This is a genomic window from Halodesulfovibrio sp., assembly GCF_025210605.1.
Classification (GTDB): domain Bacteria; phylum Desulfobacterota; class Desulfovibrionia; order Desulfovibrionales; family Desulfovibrionaceae; genus Halodesulfovibrio.
Window position 1 is genome coordinate 1 of record NZ_JAOARI010000001.1, and the last position, 22,646, is coordinate 22,646.

The window sequence follows — 22,646 nt, forward strand, 5'->3', positions numbered from 1 at the left end:
GACCATCGCCGATGATACTGCAGGGGAGCCTGTGGGAAAGTAGGTCGCTGCCAAGATTTATTTCTAGACCGCGTTTCATAAGAAACGCGGTCTTTTTTTTGGTCTATGCTTTAGCAAGTACGCTAGCAGGTGTTCTTTGTTTCCTTCCTCGATGATTCGTCTTTGCCTTTCTTTGGTTTGCTTCCGAACTGTGCTGATACAGTATCCCGTTCTGATACAATGTAGTGCCAATCCCTTGAGTGAGATAATCAACGTTTGGGAAAATTCTTTTTGGTAATTTTTATATGGTTAGTTGTAGAAGAGTGTTCCCAATACTGAGTAGCGTGTGAAGGATAGTGGATGAGGACATCGAATAGTTTTGTTTTAATTCATGGTGCATGGCACGACCACCATTCATGGGATTTTATTGTTCCTTTACTGGAAGAGGTCGGGCACTATGCTACTGGTATTGATTTGCCCGGTGCAGGTGAGCTTGCCCAAAGCCCAGCATCCTATTTTGAGAATCCAGTTGATCTTGACGCTTTTGCAGTTCAAGCCTCCCCGAATGCTTTCGTGACTCAGGAAGAACGAAATGAGGCGGTGATTGATCTCGTTCGCGAGTGCTACGCCGAAGAAGATCAAAAAGTCATTCTTGTTGGGCACTCTCTTGGTGGTATAACGGTATCTGCTGTTGCAGAAATGATTCCAAATATGGTTTCAATGATAATATACCTTTCGGCGTTACTTTTGCCACCTCAAGTATCCGCTTTTCAGATGTTGTCTCGAAAATCTATGAGCCAACGCATGACACCCCAATTGTATGTGGGCGATGGGGAGAAAACAGGGGCAATGCGAATCAACCCTAAGTCTACTGATCCGTCTTATCTTGATTTGGTCAAACAGACATTTTACGGTGACCTAAGTGATGAAGAGTTTCGCTTTGCGCTCAGCACACTCTTTCCTGATGAACCTATTCAGGTTGCAACAGTACCATCACCGATTACGCAAAAAAGGTTTGGTCGTATTCCTCGGCATTATATCCATTGCCGTAATGACAAAGCGTATCCTCTTAGTGGGCAGCGAGACATGGTGCACTTAGTTGATAAAGTAATGGGAAATAAGACGGTAGTGCATATGTTAGAGAGTAGCCATTCCCCTTTCTTTTCTCAGCCCAAAGCACTTGCAAAGATTCTTGATGAAATAGCTCAATCGTAGCGCCTGGGTCTTATACCACGGCATAAAAACGCCGGTTGCGGATAATATGACAACCGGCGTTTTGAATTGCTTATTGGTAATGCTAGAGCATGGCTATCCGCATTTTGTGAAGCCACATCCGTAGCATTTGTTACAGCCTTCCTCGAAAACTAGCTCACTACCGCATTCTGGGCAAAGCTGCTTTGTCAGTCCATTTGTAGCGTGGACTGAAACAGAGGACTTGAGGTAGCGATTTTCTAAAATCCAAGCAATTGCGTCTGGAATTGAAAGAAGCAGCCCTTTTTTCTGGAACACTGGGTGTTCTCCGCCAATGCCCTTTAGCTGGCGAACAATATCAATAGGCTCGATCCCTGCTCGCAGTGCTAAGGATACCAGTCGCCCTATCGCTTCGGCTTTTGCTGTAATTGAGCGTCCAGACTTTCCTATTGTTGTAAATAGTTCAAAAGGCTTCCCGTCTATTTCGTTGATGGTCACGTAGAGCACGCCCATGCCGGTTTCAACTTTTTGAGTGAACCCATATACAATTTCAGGTCGCTCAACTTTTTTCAACCGTGCAGGGGCGGTTTCCTCTTCTGGTTTCGAACCTTCTGTGCACAGAACCTGAGACTGTAAGCTTCCATCTCGGTACACTGTTACCCCTTTGCAGCCTTGCTCATATGCCATCCAGTAAATAGAGCGGATGTCATCTACAGTAGCCTCTTTGGGGACGTTCACTGTTTTTGAGACAGCATTGTCTGTATATTTTTGGAAAGCTGCCTGCATTTTTAAATGGTACTCTGCCTCTATATCCATGGCGGTGACAAATACTTTGCGTAAGTCTTCCGGAAGATGCTCAATATCGGCAATGCTTCCTTTTTCTGTAATGACGTCCATAAGATTTTCGGAATAACAGCCCCGCTCTTTTAAGGTAGATTTAAAGTACGGGTTGGTTTCAACCAGTTTATCTCCATCCATGACGTGGCGGGCAAATGATAGCGCAAAAAGCGGCTCAACACCGGAAGAGCACCCTGCAAGAATAGAAAGTGTTCCTGTTGGCGCAATGGTTGTAATGGTTGCGTTACGGTAAGGACCTAAATCACGCTCACCGAAAATAGAATCTGCATAGGCTGGAAATGCTCCGCGTTCTTTAGCAAGCTGTTTAGATGCGGCGCGACCCTCTGCTTGAATAAATTCCATGACTTTTTCGGCAAGATTGAGTGCTTCTTGGCTATTGTATGGAATTTGGAGCTGAAAGAGCATATCTGCCCAGCCCATAACACCAAGACCAATTTTGCGGTTGGTATGAACCATCTCTGTTATGCGATCTAACGGGTAGCGTGAGGCGTCGATAACGTTATCAAGGAAGCGAACTGCAAGATGTATGGTTTTGCGGAGCCTGTCCCAGTCAACCGAAAGCTCCTCTTTTTCATCCTGTGTCAGCATTATGCCCAGATTAATCGAGCCAAGATTGCATGCTTCATATGGCAGAAGAGGTTGCTCACCGCAGGGGTTTGTGGATTCGATCTCACCCAGAGCTGGAGTAGGGTTGTCGCGGTTAATTCGATCTAAAAAGACAATTCCCGGATCACCTTTTTCCCACGCTTTCTGCACAAGTATTTCGAAAACGTCTCGCGCATTCATGGTTCGAACAACTTCGCGATTGTGCGGGTTGATAAGATCATAATCATCCCCGCTTTCGACTGCTTTCATGAAGTCTTCGGTGAGTGCTACTGAGAAGTTGAAGTTATTAAATTCACCTTCACGTTCTTTTGCGCGTATAAAATCCATAATGTCAGGATGGTCAATGCGAAGGATGCCCATGTTGGCTCCGCGCCGTGTTCCACCCTGTTTGATTTGTTCTGTCGCTGTGTTGAATATACGTAAGAATGAGACTGGACCTGACGCAACACCGCCTGTTGAACCCACCCGTGAATCTTTTGGGCGCAGGCGGGAAAATGAGAATCCTGTACCACCACCGGACTTGTGAATCATAGCTGCGTGTTTAACTGCATCGAAGATTTCTTCAATGGAATCTCCTACAGGCAAAACAAAACAGGCGGCAAGTTGCCCAAGAGGCGTACCTGCATTCATGAGAGTTGGCGAATTGGGCAAAAATTCCATGGTAGCCATCATGGAATAGAATTCTTTTGCCAGTGTTTCAGGAGAGGCAGTTGTTTTTTCGTATTTGCTTTCTTCTGCTGCAATAGCAGAGGCGACACGCCAAAATAACTTGGTAGCGTCTTCTGTGGGATTGCCGTGCAAATCTTTGCGGTAGTAACGTCGCGCTAAAACAGTTTCTGCGTTCTCATTAACTTCTAAAGACTCGATATCAGCTGGTAGTTGTTGTTCAACCATTGCTTGCACCTTGTTCTTATATTGTATGTTAATTTTTGACGATTTTTTAATTAGTAATAGTTACTATAATAAATACCGCAAAGTTTCTATATAAAAATGATAATTTAGAAACAGTACACATTTTACCAAAAAAATGCCTTAAAATAAAATTGGTTGAGCCTTCAATAAGGCTTTGTATCAGTTGTTTTTGATCCACGGAGAACAAGAATACACTATGGTTTTCTGAAAATTTGACGGAAACACTATGACCGCTTAGGGTTAAACTTGGTTGCTAAACCAAACTTAGCTCATGGAAGGGAACAATGGTAAAACATATTTTGGTCGGCGTTGGATGTGCGGTTGTTTTTTCTGCCACTTTGGCTGTGTATGGAATTTTTGATGTGCATATTATCGCCTATATGCTGGCGATATGGGCTGTTGCCTGTATGTTTATGCGCGGGAAAAATGCATTGTATATTACCGGCGCGTTTGCTCTTGCAACATTTGTTGTGTGGGGTGCTGTGTGTCTGGGTGGTTTTGCTGAAAAAAATGCGGCAACACCGGAGCAGTATTTAGCGGAATATAATCCTGAGATGGCATTGTATACATTTGCACCAAACAGACAGGTGCGCATGGAACAGGAAGCAGGATTGCTGGCAAGAGTTGACCCACGTATTCAACCTGTGGCTCGCGAGATTGACTTTATCACAGACCAGAACGGGCTGAGAAATACAGAGGGAGTTAGTGACCCGAATGTATTGCTGATAGGGAGCAGTTTTGTTGTCGGTAATGGAAATACCCAGTCAGCGCTTATGAGTGATATTATGCGAAAGGAACATAACCTTTCTGCCTATAACATCGCGACTCCCGGTTCTATAGATCAACAGGCTTTACTGGCGTTAACATTAGTACGTGAGCAGAGTTTAGTGAACAACGGTGTGCTCTTTTTGTTTGAAGGGGAAGACTTCAAGCCGTTCAGCACAGAGGTACATTATCCGCTTAAGCGCTTTTTAAATTACCTGAGCAATAATGAGCTAGGAAGACTTTTGCGAGAGTATCGGGATGGATTTTTAGCAAACAGCGCTGATAGTGCCGGTGTTGTTACATATCCGATTGGCGCGCGTAAGCTGGCATTTTCCAAAGCATATATTGCAGAAACATTGGCTACTGCATATGAGGCAGACCCTAAATTCGAAGAGCTGTTAGCCGCTATGAGTGACAGCGCAGGCTTAGTTAAAGCCGTTGTGTTTGTTCCGACCAAAATGCGTGTGTATGCTTCACTGCTCGGTGGGGATGTTCCAGACATTCCTGATTCACCTAAGCTTGCTGCGTTGCGCGAGATGGAAAAGAAGCATTCATTTAAAGTGTATGACTTGACCCCGCATCTTCAAGCTCGAGCTATAGTAGAATGGGGACAGCGTAAGCAGTTTATTTGGTGGACGGATGATGTCTACTGGAATGAACATGGGGCACAGGTTGCAGCAGAGCTTGTGAAAGATATTCTTGCCGGTGCTATGTAATCTCAGAATATTTTTCTAAAATAGTGAGAGAATATTGCACGATTGATGATGCCGCTTAGCAAAAATGTGTGGCGTTATAAAAATAAATAAACCGCGTTGAGTTGCTGGAAAACAGGAACTAACGCGGTTTTTTACGATTTATAACAAAAAAGCCTGATTTTTGCGCAATTCTATATCGGAAATGATTGACATAAACACCTTATATCTGCATAGAATCAAAGGTATACATTACAAAGGCTTGTCTAGGGGGAGAACCATTTCGCAAGGAGGAAACTCGCATGCTGACTAAAGCTGAGTTTGTCGTCGCTCTTAAAGAAACCCTGCCGGAAGTGTTTGAAACCAAAGTTAGCGCAGAGAAAGCGTATGACGCATTTTGCAAAGTACTGACAAAAGGCGTTGTAAGTGAACAGGGTGTTCGCCTTCCTAATGTTGGTGCATTTTCTGTTTATGATCGTGCTGAACGTACTGGTCGCAATCCACAGACCGGTCAGCCTATGACCATTCCTGCCCGTAAGGTGGTAAAGTTTTCACCTGCTAAAGCGCTTATGGAAAGCGTCAACAAGTAGACAGTACCCAAAAGGTCGCCTATATGGCGACCTTTTGACTTCTTCCTATCTTTTCTTGTATTGCTTTCGTATTGTTGCAGATCTACATTCTATACCGAGTTGTGACCTTTTTGCCGTATTCGCCTGGTTAAAAAAAGCAGGCGCAGTGTGCATAAATAATCCTTTTACAATACAGGGTATTGTAGATTAATCACACTTTGCAGCAACAAATTGAGAAAGCATCATGGCGCCAGCTTGAGCCACGTTCAGTGAATCAAAGCCATGTGCCATCGGGATATACAAGGACACATCAAGCCGTTTGGCTACATTCGGGCGTATTCCTTTTTCTTCGTTACCAAGAACGAGAACAGCAGGGGTATGCAACTTTGCTTTATACAGATTTTCTGCACCGTCTTTGTATTCCGCACCATATACGAAATATCCCATTTTTTTCGCCAACTCTAATGTACGGGATATATTAGTAGCTTTCGCAACTGCAAGTTTTCCGAGAGCACCGGCAGATGCCTTAGCAGCGGCTGCGCCCAAAAATGAGGCGTTATGTTTAGGAATAATCATGCCGCCAGCACCGATTCCATAAATGGTGCGCGCTAATGTTCCTGCATTGCCGGGGTCTTGAATTTGATCCAGAACAACAACAAGCGGCAGCTCTGCTTCCAAAGCTTCTGAAAGAACTTCGTCTTCAGACTTAAAGCCAGCTTCAAATATTTTTGCAACAACGCCCTGATGGTTTCCGTTAAAGAGCTTGTCGAGGGACTGTTCCTGTACAAATGTAAAACGAATTTTGTTTTTTTTGCACATGTCAGTGATCTTGGCGATGTCTGCTCCGCGTTTACCTTTACGGATAAGCACGGAATCAACCTGTTCGGGTGATGATGCTAGGCGTTCGGATACAGGTTTTACACCTGGAAGAATACCATCGGTGTTTTCGTTGTAATGGTCACTCATAATTATATATCCTGAAAATATCGCTAAATAGATGTAAGATTCATTGCAAACTGATGATTGCCATGCCCTCTTGTATAGGGTAGGTGGCATATCATTATAAGGGTGAACTACCTGTCTAAAACCAGTCTTGCAATAGCTACACCCCGTTAAATGGAAAATAGATGCAGAAAAACTCTGATACTCACAAAATTGCTTTTCGTACGATTCTCCTTTCGTGTCTTGCTTGCATACTCCTTTCGGCTTGTGCTCCGAAACCAAGCAAACCCGTTGCAACTTTACCGGTTCCAGTGCCGGAAGAACCTGCCGTTATCTCAGAAGTAGTTGAGCTGGAAATAAGTGGCGAACCGGCAGACGAAGTTGTGGAGTTACAGGTACCGCCTGCGGATGACGCAGAGCCATTATCCACTGAAGAAATTGAAGCACTTGAAACACGCCTCAACATCGATATCGAGATGGATGAGAGTGATCGTAAGGTTGTTGAACAATATTTCAAGTATTTCACTCACAGAGGTCGCAAAACGTTCCAGCGTTACCTTTCACGCTGTGGAACGCTTCTTCCTCATGCTACAGAAATTTTTAAAGACAAAGGCTTGCCGGAAGAAATTGTCTATCTGGCATTTGTTGAAAGCGGATTTAATGCAAAGGCGTATTCACGCGCCGGAGCGTCCGGTGTATGGCAGTTTATGCCATATACGGGTAGAAAATATGGTTTGAAACAAAACTGGTGGATTGACGAGCGCCGTGATCCATATAAGTCCGCATCTGCTGCTGCTGATTATCTTCTTAAATTGTATAACGACTTCGGGGATTGGTATTTAGCCATTGCTGCATATAATGCAGGGGAAGGCAAAATCGGTCGTGCAATGAAGAAGACAGGGGCAGAAAGCTTTTTTGAATTGACTCAAAAGAACCACAAGCTGAGCCGTCGCGCACGTCTTCGCAAAGAAACAAAGCACTATGTTCCTAAGTTTCTTGCTGTTGTAAAGATTATGCGTAACCTCGAAAAGCTTGGGTTTGAACCAGCGGATACCGTTGCCTGCGAAGCCATTTCGCCGATTAAAGTAAAGGGCGGCACTGATTTACTTGCTCTTGCTAATGATCTGAATATTAGCTGGAAGACGTTCTATAATATGAACACCGCGTTTCGACGTCAGGTAAGTCCTCCGGATTATGAAGCAACTGCGTATGTCCCGTCTTTTAAGCTACAGAAGGCTATCGCGTTTCTTGAAAGCGACAAGTCCCGACCATATGCTGGATGGATTTCATACAAAGTACGCCGTGGTGATTCATGGTACCGTATTGGACGCAGACACGGGGTTCCTGTGGCTGTGCTGAAGAAAGTGAATAACCGTAGGTCTAATATGCTCCGTCCCGGTCAGCGCTTGATGATTCCGGGGAGCAATTCTACGCAGGTTGCATGGCGTAGCCCACGAGCTAAAACTCGCGCTATCGCTCAAAAACGAGGCAATTATGTTGTTCAGCGTGGAGACACTCTTTACGATATCTCCCGCGCAACAGGGGTCAGTGTAAAGACATTGCTGTCAGCAAATGGACTGCGCTCTGCAAAACGTCTTCGTGCTGGTAGCAAACTGTACATCCCTAATCAGTCCAGAACGACAATTGCTAAAAAATCATCGAACAAAAAAGATGGAAAAACCGTTGCGTACCAAGTGCGCAGAGGTGAGTCTGTTTGGACTATCGCTAAAAAGTTCGGCGTATCATACAAAGATATTCTTCGCTGGAATCGCTTGAGCAAACGCTCTATTTTACGCCCCGGTGACAGCCTGACTATCTATGCAAACTAAGCAAGACGATTTCAAAGCCCCCGTAAGTTACGGGGGCTTTTTTGTTGCCTTCATCAAAACTTTTCATTCATTGCAGGCAGCGGCAATGCTACTGTGACGGTACTATTTGAAAACCAAGCAGGAGTTGCGTCATGCATTCAAAGCCGCATAAAGCTTTTTATAAAGAATTACTGTCCGTCATTCCTAAAGAACGTATTTATCAAGATCCGCTACAGGTGTTGGCGTATGGTACAGATGCCAGTTTTTACCGCCTTATTCCAAAAATGGTTGTAGATGCAGAAACAGAAGAAGAGGTTTTATATCTTTTGAAACTGGCAGATACCCACCGTATTCCGGTTACGTTCCGAGCAGCCGGAACAAGTTTATCCGGTCAGGGGATTTCCGATTCTGTGTTAGTCAGAATAGGCGACGCATGGCGCAACTATCGCATTACAGAAAATGCAACTCGCTTTGTGGTACAGCCGGGGCTTATCGGTAGTCATGCTAACAGGGCGTTGCTTCCGTTTGGCAGAAAAATTGGTCCTGACCCCGCTTCAATCGACAGCGCTAAAATTGGCGGTATTGTGGCTAACAATGCATCAGGTATGTGCTGCGGGGTTGCCGAGAACAGCTATAAGACCCTGCACAGCATGCGCATGGCGCTTTATGACGGCACATTGCTCGATACTGCCTGTGAGGGCAGCAAAAAAGCATTTGCAGAAAAGCATCCTGAAATCATCAAAGGTCTCAATGATATCCGCGAGCGGGTGATGGCAGACGGTGAATTATCAGCGCTGATTCGCAAAAAGTTCAAGATCAAGAACACAACGGGCTACAGCCTGAATGCTATAGTAGATTTCGAGGACCCTTATGAAATCTTACAACACCTCATGGTTGGTTCCGAAGGGTCACTGGGTTTTATCTCAGAAGTCACCTACCGGACGGTTGTTGAGCCAAAATATAAAGCAACAACGCTGGCAATGTTCCCTTCCTTACAGGATGCCTGTCTTGCAACAATGGAATTGAAAAAGCAGCCTGTCGCAGCTGTAGAGTTGATGGATGAGCGGTCATTGCGTTCTGTGAGCGATAAGCCGGGAATGCCGGATTCGATTAAAAACATAGCCGAAGGCACAACGTCTCTACTTATAGAAACAGCTTCAAATGATCCGTTTGAGCTTGAAAAGCAGATTGAACAAATTGTTTCCTCCATCGATACCATCAACAAGCTTGAACCAGTGGAATTTTGCCATGACCCTATACAGTGTGCTCAGTTCTGGGCGGTGCGTAAGGGACTTTTCCCAGCTGTTGGTGCAGTTCGGGAAACAGGTACAACGGTTATTATTGAAGATGTAGCTTTTCCTCCAGAGCGTTTTGCAGATGGCGTAGCTCGGCTGGACGAGTTGCTTAAAAAGTATGAGTACGATTTAGCCATCATGTTTGGGCATGCTCTGGAAGGGAACCTGCATTTCGTGTTCACACAGGATTTCGGCATCGGTTCGGAAATTGATCGATATCAAGGATTCATGGATGAAGTCTGCAAGATGGTTGCGACAGAGTATAAGGGGTCGCTTAAGGCAGAGCACGGCACAGGGCGTAACATGGCACCTTTTGTTGAATTGGAGTGGGGAAAACAGGCGCACGATTTAATGCGTGAGATTAAAGAGTTGCTCGACCCGTATAATCTGCTGAACCCGGGGGTCATTATTAACGATGATCCGCGTGCACATTTAACCGCACTAAAGCCGCTGCCAGCAGCGCACAGTATTGTAGATAAGTGTATTGAATGCGGTTTTTGTGAGCCTATCTGTCCTTCTGCAAATGTAACCTTTACACCTCGTCAGCGTATTACAAGTTTGCGTGAGCTGCATAGGCTGAAAGATTCTCCATCAGAACAGCACAAGCTGAAAAAAATGTGGGCAGAGTATAACTATCTTGCTGTTGAAACCTGCGCGACGGATGGCTTATGTCATACACGGTGTCCTGTTGATATAAACACAGGTACGATGATTAAAGACTTACGGGCGCAGAACGTATCTTCATTTGCCAATTCAACAGCAGATTGGGTTGGACGTAATTTCAGTACGGTTGCCAAAGGTGTGCAAGTTGCGCTGAAGGGGGCAAACCTAGCGCATCGTTTGTTCGGAACTTCGTTGATGGATGCAGGTGCACAAGGGCTTCGAGTGATCTCGCTTAAAAAGATTCCATTGTGGAATAAAGAAATGCCAACAAGTGCAAGCCCTATTAAGCCAGTGCCTGTAAATCAAAGTAATCCGGATAAGGTCGTATATTTCCCAAGTTGTATTAGCAGGACAATGGGACCAGCAAAGGATGATGAAAATAAAACTGATATCCCGCAAAAAACGATTCAGCTCTTATTGAAAGCAGGGTACGAGGTTCTTTTCCCTTCCAATATGCAGAATCTTTGTTGTGGGCAGGCATTCGCCTCCAAGGGCTATACAGCTCAAGGCGAAGCGAAGTCTAAAGAGCTTTCCGATGCTCTGCTCGCAATTTCGGAGAACGGCAAATATCCTGTGCTTTGTGATACAAGCCCGTGCTTGCATCGTATGCTCGATCATATGGATAAGCGCCTAACCTTGTATGACCCGATTCGGTTCTGTCTGGATTGTCTGCCGGATAAACTTGAATTTGCAAAATTACCGCGCAAAATTGCAATCCATCCAACATGTACAGTTCGCGAAATGAATCTTGTAGAACCGTTGGTTCAGCTGGCAAACATGTGTGCAGAACAAGTTGTGCTTCCTCATGATGTGTACTGTTGTGGCTTTGCTGGAGACAGAGGGTTCTCGTTCCCAGAATTAAATAAGTCTGCGTTAGCAGATTTGCCAAGGCAAGTTGCCGATTGCGACGAAGCCTACTCAACGAGCAGAACCTGTGAAGTCGGACTAAGTTTGCACTCAGGGCTTCAGTATAAAAACATTATGTATCTGGTCGATGATGCAACTGTTCCTAAGAAAGAATAGGGTTGCCTCCGGCGGCGCTTGTCAGCGGGACTTTAAGAACCTTTCTCGAAGAAAGTTTCTTAAAAATTTCCAAAGACTTTTATTAGCGGCAACCTCCTGTTGTTTGCGTAAGTAGGTAGCCGCGCGTGGGTTATTTTCGAACTCGTAGGAGTGTTTTTTCAGTAAACAAACGGGCTGTCCTTTGTAAGAGGGGCAGCCCGTTTTAATTGGTTGAGTCGTCCTGAAATAGGTAGTGGTGCGTAAGCCGCGTGCGAACATAAACAACGGTTTGGTGTCGCGAGTAAAAATTTTAGGAAAGGGGTCTGGGGAGTAATCATTTTCCAAAAGGGTTGCCTCCGGCGGCGCTTGTCAGCGGGACTTTAAGAACCTTTCTCGAAGAAAGGTTCTTAAAAATCTCCAAAGACTTTTATTAGCGGCAACCTCCTGTTGTTTGCGAAAGTAGGCAGCCGCGCGTGGGTTATTTTCGAACTCATAGGAATGTTTTTCCAGTAAATAAAAGGGCTGTCCTTTGTCAGTAGGACAGCCCTTTTTAGTGAATATATAGGTAGTAGTGCGTAAGCCGCATGCGAACATAAACAACGGTCTGGTATCGCGAGTAAAAGTTTTAGGAAGGGGGTCTGGGGGATAACCCTTTTTCAAAAGGGTTTCCCCCAGCCGTCGGAGACAAACAAAAAACTAAACCAAGAAACTAAATCCAGTCGTCATCCTCTTCGATTGGCGCAAAGCCACGGCGCATTGTGTTTTCTGTTACAACACGCGGGTCGAGGAATTGTAGGAGATAATCAGGGCCACCAGTTTTGGAACCGACGCCGGACATTTTGAACCCGCCGAATGGCTGGCGTTCTACAAGCGCTCCGGTGTTGTTTCTGTTGAGGTACAGGTTACCTACGCGGAATTCTTTACGCGCCTGTTCGAGGTGTTCCGGTGAACGTGAGAACACGCCGCCTGTGAGGGCGAATCGGGTTCCATTGGCAATATCAAGTGCTTCATCAAAGGTTGCTGCGCGCATTACAGCGAGAACTGGACCAAAGATTTCTTCTTGAGCGATACGATGCTCAGGCTTGATATCTCCTACGATGGTTAATGGCACGTACGCGCCCTCTGCTGGGATATCTTCACGCTTGAGGAGGATGGTTCCTTCCTGCTCTGCGAGTGTAATGTATTCTGATACAGTTTTTTGGCAGGATGCATCTGCCAGAGGTCCCATGTAGTTTTCCGGATCTTCGGCGCGCCCAATTTTAATATCTTCGCAAGCTGCCACAAGGCGTTCGATAAAGCGATCATAAATAGGATCAAGAACGATAACACGCGAACATGCGGAGCACTTTTGTCCTTGGAATGCAAAGGCAGAGTAGACGACGTGCAGCACTGCTTCGTCGAGGTCGGCGTCATCATCAATGATGATGGCGTTTTTGCCACCCATTTCTGCGATAACGCGCTTGCATTGCTGCTGACCGGCTTGAACCACTGATGCTTTGTTCTGAATGCGTAAACCTACTTCCATAGAGCCTGTGAAGCAGATCATGGAAACTTTTGGATGCTCGATAAGGTAGTCACCCATAACGGAGCTTCTACCTGGGCAGTAGTTGAATACACCGTCCGGCAGACCTGCTTCGCGGAAGATTTCTACAAGGTTGTAGCCGACGCGGGAAGAGATGGAAGCCGGTTTGTACACAACTGGGTTACCAGTGACGATTGCGGCAGAACACATGCCGATGGCGATAGCAAACGGGAAGTTCCAAGGTGAGATAACCGCTGCAACGCCTTTAGGTTGGTAGAAGAGCTGATTGTGTTCACCCGGAGCACGACCCATTCTGCGTGGTTTGTCCAGACGCAGCATTTCACGGGCGTAGTATTCGAGGAAATCGATACCTTCGCCTACATCATGGAAAGCCTGATCCCATTGTTTACCGATTTCCAGAACTTGCCATGCGGAGAGTTCATACTGGCGTTGGCGTGCTATTTCTGCGGCTTTTAGCAAGCATTCTGCACGTTCTTTAGCTGGCGTATCACGCCATGTAAGGAATGCTTTGCCTGCTGCTTCAAGAGCGGCATCAATTTCAGCGGTGCCAGCCTGACATACATCAGCAAGTTTCTCAGAATAGTCGGCTGGGTTTGTTGTCGGAATAATATCGTCTGTCTGTACCTCTTTTCCGTCAATAAACAGAGGAATGATGCCGCCTGCTGTTTCGCGTACTTTTTTGATTGCAGCAGGGAAGGCGGTACGGCAACGAGGAATAGTGAAGTCGATCATGGCATCATTTTTAAATGGTGGCAGACCGTCTACAAGTTCTTTCTGTTTAGGTTCTGGGCGTGCTGCTAGCTCTCGTTCGAGGGTTATTTGCGGATTTTCCATCAGTCGCGCTACTTCAGCACCGTCTGCAAAAGACTGACGGAGGAAAGATTCGTTGGCTGTATTTTCCAGCAGGCGGCGAACAAGGTATGCCATGCCTGGAATAATATCGCCGTACGGGCAGTACAGGCGGACTTTGCCAGCAACATTAAGGAGACCTTTGCGGACTGGTTCTGCCATACCGTACAGCACTTGGAATTCGTACCGTTCTTCCGGAACGTTCATGGCTTTTGCCATTTCCATTGTGGCGGAAATAGAACGGATGTTGTGAGAACCGCAGGCGAAATAGACGAGATCGTGGTTTTCAAGCAAAATTTTTGCAACGCGTTCGAATGCAATGTCTGATTCCGGCTTATGCATCCAGACAGGGAAATCCCAGTTGTTCTGCTTTGCGAGTACGGACTCCATGTCCCAGTATGCACCTTTTACCAGACGCACTGCGATTGGCAGGTCTTCGGTTCGCGCCCACTGAACAAGCTGTTCAGCGTCTTGCTCTGTGCAGCGTAAGTATGCTTGCAGTACTATAGAGAGGTGCGGGTAGTGACGGAATTCTTGAGCGCTGCGCAGACGGCGGTATAGCTCGAGAGTGATTTCGCGGTATTTGAGTGATTCCATATCGATGCACAGAAATGCACCCATTTCGATAACTTTGCGATATACAGGCTCAAGGCGTTTGTAGATGCCTTGCACTGAGCCTTCGATATCAACAGGCTTTGCCTGAGAATATAGAGCAGAAGGTTTAATGGATACGTTCACTTTTGGTGTGTATCCCCAATCCATGCTAGGATCTCCGCCGTTACCGGCATGCGCTTTCCATTTGGATTGTTCTTCTGCGATTGCATCGAGCACTTCAAGGTAGCCGTCGCGGTAGGCATCTGCTTCTTCTTCGCTGACAGTCGCCTCGCCAAGCAGGTCTACAGTAAAGGTGAACCCCTCTTTGCGCAGCTTAGCAAGCCCTTTTACCGCTTCCTTGGTGTTTTGACCGACAATAAACTGGCGTCCCATGTTTTCGATGTTGGAGCGGATGGTTTTTTCCATAATTTTAGCGGTAAGTTTACCACCAAAGCTGGCTTTGCCTGCACCCCATTTGAGAACGGACGGGACTTCATGGTCATCACCGGAGAAGTATTCTCGAATATGACGGGATAACGACTCCGAAGTATTCAGATACGGAAATACGTCTACAAAACGGAACAGCTGAACTTTAAAATCTTCGTTCTTCATAGCCCAGTCCATGACTTTGCCAGTCCACCATCCCTTATTGAAAATAGATGGTGCTTCGCCACTGATGCTTGTGAAGAACTCTTTGCCACGCTCAACAATCTTCGCCTCTAGCTGTGTATCCATTCAGACCTCCTGAAGTGTACAAGTTATCAATCGATAGATTTTTCACTCTGTATGATTCGAACCCTATTAATCTACCACCTTTATTTTATGTATAATTATGACCAATGTTGTACAGCCTTAGCAAAATAGTGGCAAGCATCTGTGCGAAATTACAATATAATGTTCCAAGAACCCTGTTGCAAAAGAGGGTTGTGAGTTGTTTGTTTGAACAACTGTATGCAGTTGTCATAGCATTTTTACAGGTAACACTATCGCTACACATAAAAAAAGCGGTGTGCAAAAGCACACCGCTTTGGGATACAACTCAAGAGTAAACGCACTACAGCTTATTCACGTACTATAAAAGATACAGTGCGCGGAAGCGATACATGGTTTGAGAAGTGGCAAGAAGTTTATTTATTGCGGTATACAATCCGCCCCCTGGTAAGATCGTATGGAGAAAGCTCCACTTTTACCGTATCTCCAGGCAGAATGCGGATGTAGAACTTACGCATTTTACCAGAAATATGAGCAAGAACGACATGTCCGTTGCTTAACTCTACTTTAAACATTGCGTTAGGCAGTGCTTCCTGCACGACGCCATCAACTTCAATGGCTTCTTCCTTAGCCATGTTTTCCTCCAAATAAAACAGTTAGTAATATGAATTTTATACACAAAATTCGTCAAATTGTTACTATGGGTGGATAGCGACAAATCTACCGTACTGTCAATGGGGGGGACAGCTTTAACTTGGCTGTAACGTTATTATTTGCGTTTTGTTGGATATTCGTTCTTTTTATACGCAAGTGTCAGAAGATACACACCAAATATAACCATTGGTACGCATAAGAGCATGCCCATAGTCAGCCAGTGAAAAGCGATAAAGCCTAATTGCGGGTCTGGCTCACGGAAAAATTCTACGATGAACCGGAATATTCCGTAAAAAATGAGGAATAAGCCGGAAACTGCGCGTGTAGGACGTGGTTTTGCAGAAAATACCCATAAAATGATGAACAGTAGAGCGCCCTCTAACCCTGCCTCATATAGCTGCGATGGGTGACGGGGCAATGGGCCTGCGTTGGGAAATATCATTCCTGTAGGTGCATCTGTTGTTCTGCCCCATAGCTCTGCGTTAATAAAGTTGCCTATCCTTCCGAAAAACAATCCCGGAGGAACCATAGGTGAAAAGAAGTCACCTACTTCAAACAGCGTCATGTTATGTTTACGTGCAAATAAGCAGAAACAAATGATGACACCCATTAAGCCGCCATGAAACGACATGCCGCCGTTCCAGATTGCAAGGAGTTGTTCCGGGTTGGAAAGGTAGTACGATAAGTCGTAAAAAAGAATGTATCCGATTCTGCCGCCCAGCACGACGCCGAGCACGCAGAAGGTTACAAGGTCGTCGACCATTTCGGATGTCCAGTTGTTGGTCGGCTTGGAAGCACGATACTTACCGAGCAGCCATGCTGTAAAGAATCCGAGAAGGTACATAAGACCGTACCAGTGAACACTAAGAGGACCGATAGAAAAGACCTTTGGGTCTATAGTTGGGTATGTAAGCATATATGTCTCCGTAACAGGATAGTGCTCTACTGGTCGAGTTTTATTGCGTCAATCATTGTTGTGCGATTTATGTACGCAATCCAGGTGATGCACTGTTATTCCGGTGCGCTTGCTTCGCCCGGAAAAATGACAGTAGCAGAGCGTTGAAGATCATACCCGCCGAGCTTTTTTGCATAGGAGACTATGCGCGGATCGCGCAATAGGCTTATAAAATTCTGAATGTTTTTATCAAAGTAGTGTGCCTTAGGAATGATGAGATCGTAGCGTTCCCACTGTACAGGGATAAAGTCGAGATTAAGTGCCTGCGCAACTGCACGGATGCCAAGTCCTGTGTCTGCATTGCCGTTAATAATCTCGAAGCCGACGTCTATATGACGTCCTACGCAGTTTTCATAACCGGGGATAGTTGTGTTTTCTGCTCCGGCTGCTGCAAGTTCTGCGTCAAACAATAGCCTTGTACCAGTACCGGAAGGGCGGTTGACGACCGTTATCTTGCCGGAGGCGATATCTTTAGTGCCGGTAATTTTTTTCGGGTTTCCCTTGGCAACAATGTAGCCTTGTTCTCTGAAGGAGAAATTAACAATGGCAGGTGGCTCTTGCATTTCATTTTCCGTGAAGGAAAAGTTGTAGTCGCTTTCATCCCTGTCCATAAGGTGACTTGTGGCAATGTGAGCTGCGCCACGATGCACAGCACGGATTCCGCCGAGACTGCCAAGATTGCAGAATGCAGCGTAGGAGCCTTCATGTTCCTGCATGTAAATTTTCATAGCATAATCAACGAGCATATCGTTGCTGCCTGCAATAATCAGCGTTTTCTCCATGACAGGTTCAGCAGTGAGCTGTTCTGGAAAATTCATAGTGCGGGCTTCAATCCACTGTTCCACCAGATGGGCAGGAAACAGCCATTTTCCAGTAGCTTTGGTAGCTGGAAGATTTTTTTCAGAGATGAGTGTGTACACCATCTTTTCGTTTACACCGAGGTATTGTGCAACTTCTTTAGTAGATAACAGTTTTTTCATCAGCTGCCTCCGTAGTAGGTGTCATGGGTCTGTAGATGAGGTAATGTCATAAAATCAACCTGACAACCACTATTCTCAGATTGTTGGCAAACTGCATAGTACGAGTTGAAAAAAAATTGTGATCGCACGGTTTATCGGTCTTCCATGGGACTGTTCTTTTTTGTCTTTCTGATTTTGCAGAGAGTTATTGGGCGCTTCCGGCTAGAAATTTTGCCAACAGTCTTATTTCTTGTATGATGTTTCGTATTATGAGTATGTTTGCTATCAGCTTGCTTGCATACTACAAACTATTAAGGTATTGCCTCTTGCCTTCTTGTGTATTCTTTAGATGGAAGGCGATACCTTCCGCAGACTTCTGTCATCGTCTGCATAATTTTGAATATCAAGAATATAAGCGGAGTTATCTTCGCTATCTCATATTTTCGGAAAGAATCATGACTTCTAAAATAGCACTTATCGGACGCCCGAACGTGGGTAAGTCCACTCTTTTTAACAGACTTATACGCAGTAACCGCGCAATCACACATGACCGCCCGGGTGTAACCCGTGACCGCATGGAAGGCTTCGTGCGTCGTGACGGTGAAGAATGGACTATCATTGATACCGGTGGGGTAACTCTGGATGAAAACCAGATTACTGCTGCTCAGGGTCCTAATGAACTTCGTGGGTTCGAAGACGAAATTCTTCGCGGTGTAACAGAAGCGATCGACGAATGTGCGGCGCTTTGCCTTGTTGTAGATGGTCGTGATGGTCTGCTGCCGTTTGATAGACGCCTTGCCACATATGCCCGAAAAACAGGGTTGCCTGTGCTTTTGGCTGTGAACAAGGTTGACGGCGGAGAGCTGGAAGAAGAGTACACAGCTGAATTCCATGAACTTGGTTTTCCAATGATTGCTATTTCCGGCGAACATGGGTTCCAGATGCGAACTTTTGAGATGATGCTCCGTGAGATGCTTCCGAATGAGGAAGAAGAGGAGTTTGCAGCACCGGACGAATACAAGCAGCTCGGTCTTAAAATCGCTATGCTTGGTCGCCCTAATGCTGGGAAATCTTCCCTTATCAATGCGCTCACAAAATCTCAGCGCATGATTGTTTCTGATGTTGCGGGCACAACTCGTGACTCCGTTGACGTTACCTACGAAATTGACGAGAAACTCTACACCTTTGTAGACACCGCAGGTATCCGTAGACGAACAAAAATTACAGATACTGTTGAGCGTTACTCTGTAAACTCATCCATCAAATCAAGTACTAAAGCTAACGTAACATTGCTTGTACTGGATGGTGCAGAAGGCGTTACCGCTCAGGATAAGCGCCTCATGAAGCTGCTTGATGAGCGTAAGACTCCGTTTATGGTGCTTATCAACAAGACAGACCTTGTTGATCCTAAGCAGATGCAGGAAGTACGCAAGCAGTACCAGCATGAACTTGCATATTGTGGACATGTTCCAGTACTGCATGTTTCAGCACATACCCGCATGGGGTTGAAAAAGATTCTGCCGCTGGCTGAACAGATTTGGCAAGAATGCGCTGTGCGTATCCCGACAAGCATGCTTAACCGAACTTTGGAAGAAGTTGTTACCAAGCATCAGCCACCAGTAGTTAAACGTGTGCGTCCGAAGTTCTTTTATATGACGCAGGCAGAAAACCTGCCGCCGACATTTGTATTTTTCTGTAACGACCATGAGCGCTTGAAAGAGCATTACATCAGGTACTTGGAAAAAGCTGTCCGCAAGTCATTCAAAATTGCACATGCACCAATCAGATTGAAGTTTCGCTCAAGTCATTCCAAGCGTTCTTTCCCGAAAAAGAAAAAGAAGCGTTAATACAAAGCCCGTACTCTGTACGGGCTTTTTTTTTATGCAACTTGCGCGTTGTCAGCGTGCTCTTTCAGGATTGTCATGTGCGAGATTAAATCCTCAGGACTAGTGCTGGCATCGAGTGTCAGTGTATAGGGGTCAATGTATTCGGTGTGGCGGGCATGTTCCTGATTGATAAACATGATAATGCGCGATGGCGTCAGCTGTTCGGCTTCTTCCATATCTCGTAAATTTTTAATGAGCCAGTAACTATCCAAGGCTATTGAGCCTGTATCCAGCAGAATAATTTCCGGTTGGTAGAGCTGCCGTGCATCTACACCTTTGGAAACGTCTTCTACCTGTGCTGTGATATACCCTTGCATATGCAGGTGGTGCTGCAATGTGCTGCTTTGTCCAGATATCTTTGCGATAATGAGCACCATTCCTGCGGTGAGAGATTCACCAACAGGCGTATACGTGCTGACAGTGGGGAGCAGTTTGCCACATAATCTCGAAAGCAACTCGTTTACCATGACAGGTTTTCTTAGACAAATGATGTTCGGATCAAGGTAGGTTGGCTCCCAATAAGAGTGAGTGACGGTATATATTGCGGTGGTAAGCAGTTTGCAGTGTAGATCGAGTGTTTCTTTGGGAATAATTTCGAATGCACACCCGCAACTTATGATTGCATCATAAGTATTCTGCCCTTCGATAACTTCCTGACAGGAATTGTCGGTTATGGGGCTGAAGGTACATGTAGCTCCGAGTCTGCTCAGGGTTTTTCCGATAAAATTGATTGTATTGTGTTCACAATATGACAGCAAGATTGTGCGTCCTTCAAGGATGGTATGCAGGTTGTCGCGAACTGGGTATTGCGGAGTCAGGTTTACCTTAAGTCCGAACACATGAACATCCCGTGAAGATACATTCTGCAACAATTCTATGGGAAACATTTGTATCATGCGCTCAATAATAGCTAAACTCAGCTGCTGCCCTTTCTCGCCGTAGTATTCCGGTTGTGGCAGTGTTCCTAGTTCCGCAGATTCGCTTGTGTGATCGTTGATCTTTTTTTGTGCACACACTTCAAAAAGAATCTGCATACGACTGTTCAGCACTTCACCTGCCGTTACGGTTAAAACAATAGTCCCTCCATGCACCTTTTTTCCTGCCAGATTAATCAGATTACTGAGCACTTGCAGTGACTTTGAAAAATCAAACCAGATTTTTTGTGGCACAGCTGGATCAAGATATATGCAAATGTCCGATTGCATTTGCATTGCCCGCGAGTATGTGGATGCATGAACTTGCTGGAGGAGTGTTTCAATATCAAACATCGAGCGTTCGAATAAGATACCGCCTGTTTCCAGCAGCGCAAAATTGCGCATACTGGTAATATGCTCTGAAAGGAGTTCTGTTTGAAATTGCAATTGCTCCATGTGCCGTTGTTGTATTGAAGAAGGTTGTGTCTCGCTAAGCAGGATAAGTGATTGATTTAAGGCTTCAGCCAGAGGCTCAAACTCCTGAGTCAGCCCCATGTAAAGCTGATGGCGCTCTTTAGTCATTAGTTCCGCAGAATTTTTAGCTTGCTGAAGCCCTCGCTCTGCAAGCACATGCTTAGTAATATTGTAGAGCATTAGCACTAAGGAAGGCTGGTTTGTGTATTGAATATACTTAATGACTGTTTCAACGTGCTGTGAACGTTTTCGGAAAGAGTTTAATCTGAGTCTAGCGCTGAATATGTTATCCGTGGCTTGTTTGTTGTTAGCGGCTTGCCGGACATGTGCCATTCCAGTAATGACTTTCAGCTGATCCACAGAGCCGAATAGCTCTTTAACAGGGAGACCGAAAAAGTTTTTCTGTGTCCCGCCGAGCAATGTCAGCAGTTCGTCATTCCACTCAATAATCCTTCCCTCAAGATCACAGACAATAATGGCTGTAGTACAGGCTTCAAACAAGGCTGTGTGCCGTTTATATTCTTCACTTTTTATAAGTATGTCACAGTATTTTACGAGACTACGTGCTCCGTTGCTGATTTCAGCAATAGAAGTGGAATCTGCAAGTGCTTGCATGTTCGTTCGATCTTTCTTTTTGTCACCAGTGAAAGCGGTGAGCTGTAACAGAGACCGTATGCCGTGTCGGGCAGCTTGTAAGATGATAAAGTAGGCAATAACACATCCAGCTAGGCTAATAAGAAGCCAGACAAGAAGCGCATTCGAGAGGTTGGGAGTTAACGAACTGGTATGCGCGTATAAATAAAGGTTGTTGATGCCTATAGGTATAGCAAGGTGCTTGTGGGTGGCTAAAGCCGTGAGGGGCATACAGTGCAATGCATCTTGAAGCATTGTTACTGACTCTTTGGGTTTTTTGCCCGTAAGCACATCTGTAAATTCCCCATGTTCAAGAATAAGAATACTATACGATTCTTTGTCGAACTCTACAGAGGTGGTGAAAGAATTAAGGGAGATGGTGCTACCAAGGATACCAACAATCGAACCTTCCAGCCTAAGGGCGTGCGTTATGCACAGCAAATATTGTCCTATTGCATCTTTATATATAATAAAGTTGGGAGATGTAGACGAGCGGTGCAAAATTTTTTTTACATCAGTACTCGGTGAGCCGTATGAAAATATTTTATTGGTTTTTAGTGATTGAACAAAGTAGGTTTGCGGGATTTTGAATTTATGAATGGTGCTTATCCATTTTGAGATAGCAAATTCGTTATCGAAGGCAATGGCATTTAACAGATCAGTATCCTGAGCAAGATACCGGATAACGGACTGCTGTTTTTCAATCTCTTTATTGAGGTGCATGCTAAACAGCTTTGATTCTTCGATTCCCTCATCTATGTGGTTTTGATGAGCGTGCATAGCTTGCAAATAGTAGTTCGAGAACAGAAAAACTAAGGAAAAAATAGCTAAAATAACTAGTAACAGAGCACTTAACCAATAATGAACAGAATGTTTGGTTACTGAATTGAAATTTGAGATATGTCGAAAAGAGCATTGCATTGTCGAAAAGTACCCCTTTATATCAGTAAGATAGCTGATGAGTAGTACACATTCAGGATTAACGGTATTAGAGATGACGTGTGCTTTAGCCTTCGGCGAGTTCCGACGGGCAGGCGAAAGAAGGTGGGGTGTCTCCGACGGGCAGGCGGGCGCTGCCCCCTGCACCCCCGCAAGGGGACGCGTCCCCTTGACCCCAATTAGGTAAATTTTCTTTTATGTCCTATTCTAATAAGTTCACAACAAAAGGACTTATCCAAGGATGGAACAAGCA

At 45.3% G+C, this 22,646-nt stretch carries 13 protein-coding genes; 6 read left to right on the plus strand and 7 right to left on the minus strand.

The genetic code is table 11. The annotated features are described in order from the left end of the window. The first annotated feature begins 339 nt into the window (after nucleotides 1–339). On the plus strand, nucleotides 340–1,194 hold the full coding sequence (locus N4A56_RS00005; RefSeq protein WP_295544055.1) for an alpha/beta fold hydrolase: 855 nt from the start codon (nucleotides 340–342) through the stop codon (nucleotides 1,192–1,194). Nucleotides 1,195–1,287: 93 nt separating this feature from the next. Here the strand turns inward: N4A56_RS00005 and N4A56_RS00010 are convergent, their stop codons facing one another. Beyond that, the gene (locus N4A56_RS00010) at nucleotides 1,288–3,528 is read right to left on the minus strand and encodes a vitamin B12-dependent ribonucleotide reductase (RefSeq protein WP_295544057.1); all 2,241 of its coding nucleotides are present in this window, start codon (nucleotides 3,526–3,528) and stop codon (nucleotides 1,288–1,290) included. Between the two features lie 302 nt (nucleotides 3,529–3,830). Here N4A56_RS00010 and N4A56_RS00015 point away from each other — a divergent pair, with 302 nt between their 5' ends. Then, a complete protein-coding gene (locus N4A56_RS00015; protein WP_295544058.1) occupies nucleotides 3,831–5,027 on the plus strand; it encodes a hypothetical protein in 1,197 nt (398 codons plus the stop codon). A 278-nt stretch (nucleotides 5,028–5,305) separates the two neighbouring features. Then, nucleotides 5,306–5,593, plus strand: a complete 288-nt coding sequence (locus N4A56_RS00020) for an HU family DNA-binding protein (RefSeq protein ID WP_066858669.1) — start codon at nucleotides 5,306–5,308, stop codon at nucleotides 5,591–5,593. 186 nt (nucleotides 5,594–5,779) lie between these two features. Here the strand turns inward: N4A56_RS00020 and rlmB are convergent, their stop codons facing one another. Next, nucleotides 5,780–6,538 carry a 23S rRNA (guanosine(2251)-2'-O)-methyltransferase RlmB gene (rlmB, locus tag N4A56_RS00025; RefSeq protein WP_293671908.1) on the minus strand — a complete coding sequence of 253 codons (759 nt, stop codon included), beginning with the start codon at nucleotides 6,536–6,538 and terminating at the stop codon, nucleotides 5,780–5,782. A gap of 161 nt (nucleotides 6,539–6,699) precedes the next feature. Here rlmB and N4A56_RS00030 point away from each other — a divergent pair, with 161 nt between their 5' ends. After that, a complete protein-coding gene (locus N4A56_RS00030; RefSeq protein ID WP_295544063.1) occupies nucleotides 6,700–8,343 on the plus strand; it encodes a LysM peptidoglycan-binding domain-containing protein in 1,644 nt (547 codons plus the stop codon). A gap of 131 nt (nucleotides 8,344–8,474) precedes the next feature. Then, nucleotides 8,475–11,303: an FAD-binding and (Fe-S)-binding domain-containing protein gene (locus tag N4A56_RS00035; RefSeq protein WP_295544065.1), complete on the plus strand. Its 2,829-nt coding sequence runs from the start codon at nucleotides 8,475–8,477 to the stop codon at nucleotides 11,301–11,303. A gap of 688 nt (nucleotides 11,304–11,991) precedes the next feature. Here N4A56_RS00035 and pruA read toward each other — a convergent pair. From pruA to N4A56_RS00055, 4 genes are all read right to left on the minus strand, one after another. Continuing rightward, nucleotides 11,992–15,003, minus strand: a complete 3,012-nt coding sequence (gene pruA, locus N4A56_RS00040; RefSeq protein ID WP_295544067.1) for an L-glutamate gamma-semialdehyde dehydrogenase — start codon at nucleotides 15,001–15,003, stop codon at nucleotides 11,992–11,994. Between the two features lie 392 nt (nucleotides 15,004–15,395). Further along, on the minus strand, nucleotides 15,396–15,614 hold the full coding sequence (gene infA / locus N4A56_RS00045) for a translation initiation factor IF-1 (RefSeq protein WP_066858657.1): 219 nt from the start codon (nucleotides 15,612–15,614) through the stop codon (nucleotides 15,396–15,398). 134 nt (nucleotides 15,615–15,748) lie between these two features. Further along, nucleotides 15,749–16,549: a prolipoprotein diacylglyceryl transferase gene (gene lgt, locus N4A56_RS00050; RefSeq protein WP_293671902.1), complete on the minus strand. Its 801-nt coding sequence runs from the start codon at nucleotides 16,547–16,549 to the stop codon at nucleotides 15,749–15,751. Nucleotides 16,550–16,644: 95 nt separating this feature from the next. Beyond that, entirely contained in the window at nucleotides 16,645–17,568 is a 924-nt protein-coding gene (locus tag N4A56_RS00055) for a helix-turn-helix transcriptional regulator (RefSeq protein ID WP_295544070.1), read from the minus strand. A gap of 434 nt (nucleotides 17,569–18,002) precedes the next feature. On the opposite strand from N4A56_RS00055, the gene der reads away from it, so the two are divergent. Further along, the gene (der, locus tag N4A56_RS00060) at nucleotides 18,003–19,394 is read left to right on the plus strand and encodes a ribosome biogenesis GTPase Der (RefSeq protein WP_295544072.1); all 1,392 of its coding nucleotides are present in this window, start codon (nucleotides 18,003–18,005) and stop codon (nucleotides 19,392–19,394) included. Between the two features lie 32 nt (nucleotides 19,395–19,426). Here der and N4A56_RS00065 read toward each other — a convergent pair whose 3' ends face one another. Next, nucleotides 19,427–22,177, minus strand: a complete 2,751-nt coding sequence (locus N4A56_RS00065; RefSeq protein ID WP_295544074.1) for a PAS domain S-box protein — start codon at nucleotides 22,175–22,177, stop codon at nucleotides 19,427–19,429. Nucleotides 22,178–22,646: the final 469 nt, after the last annotated feature.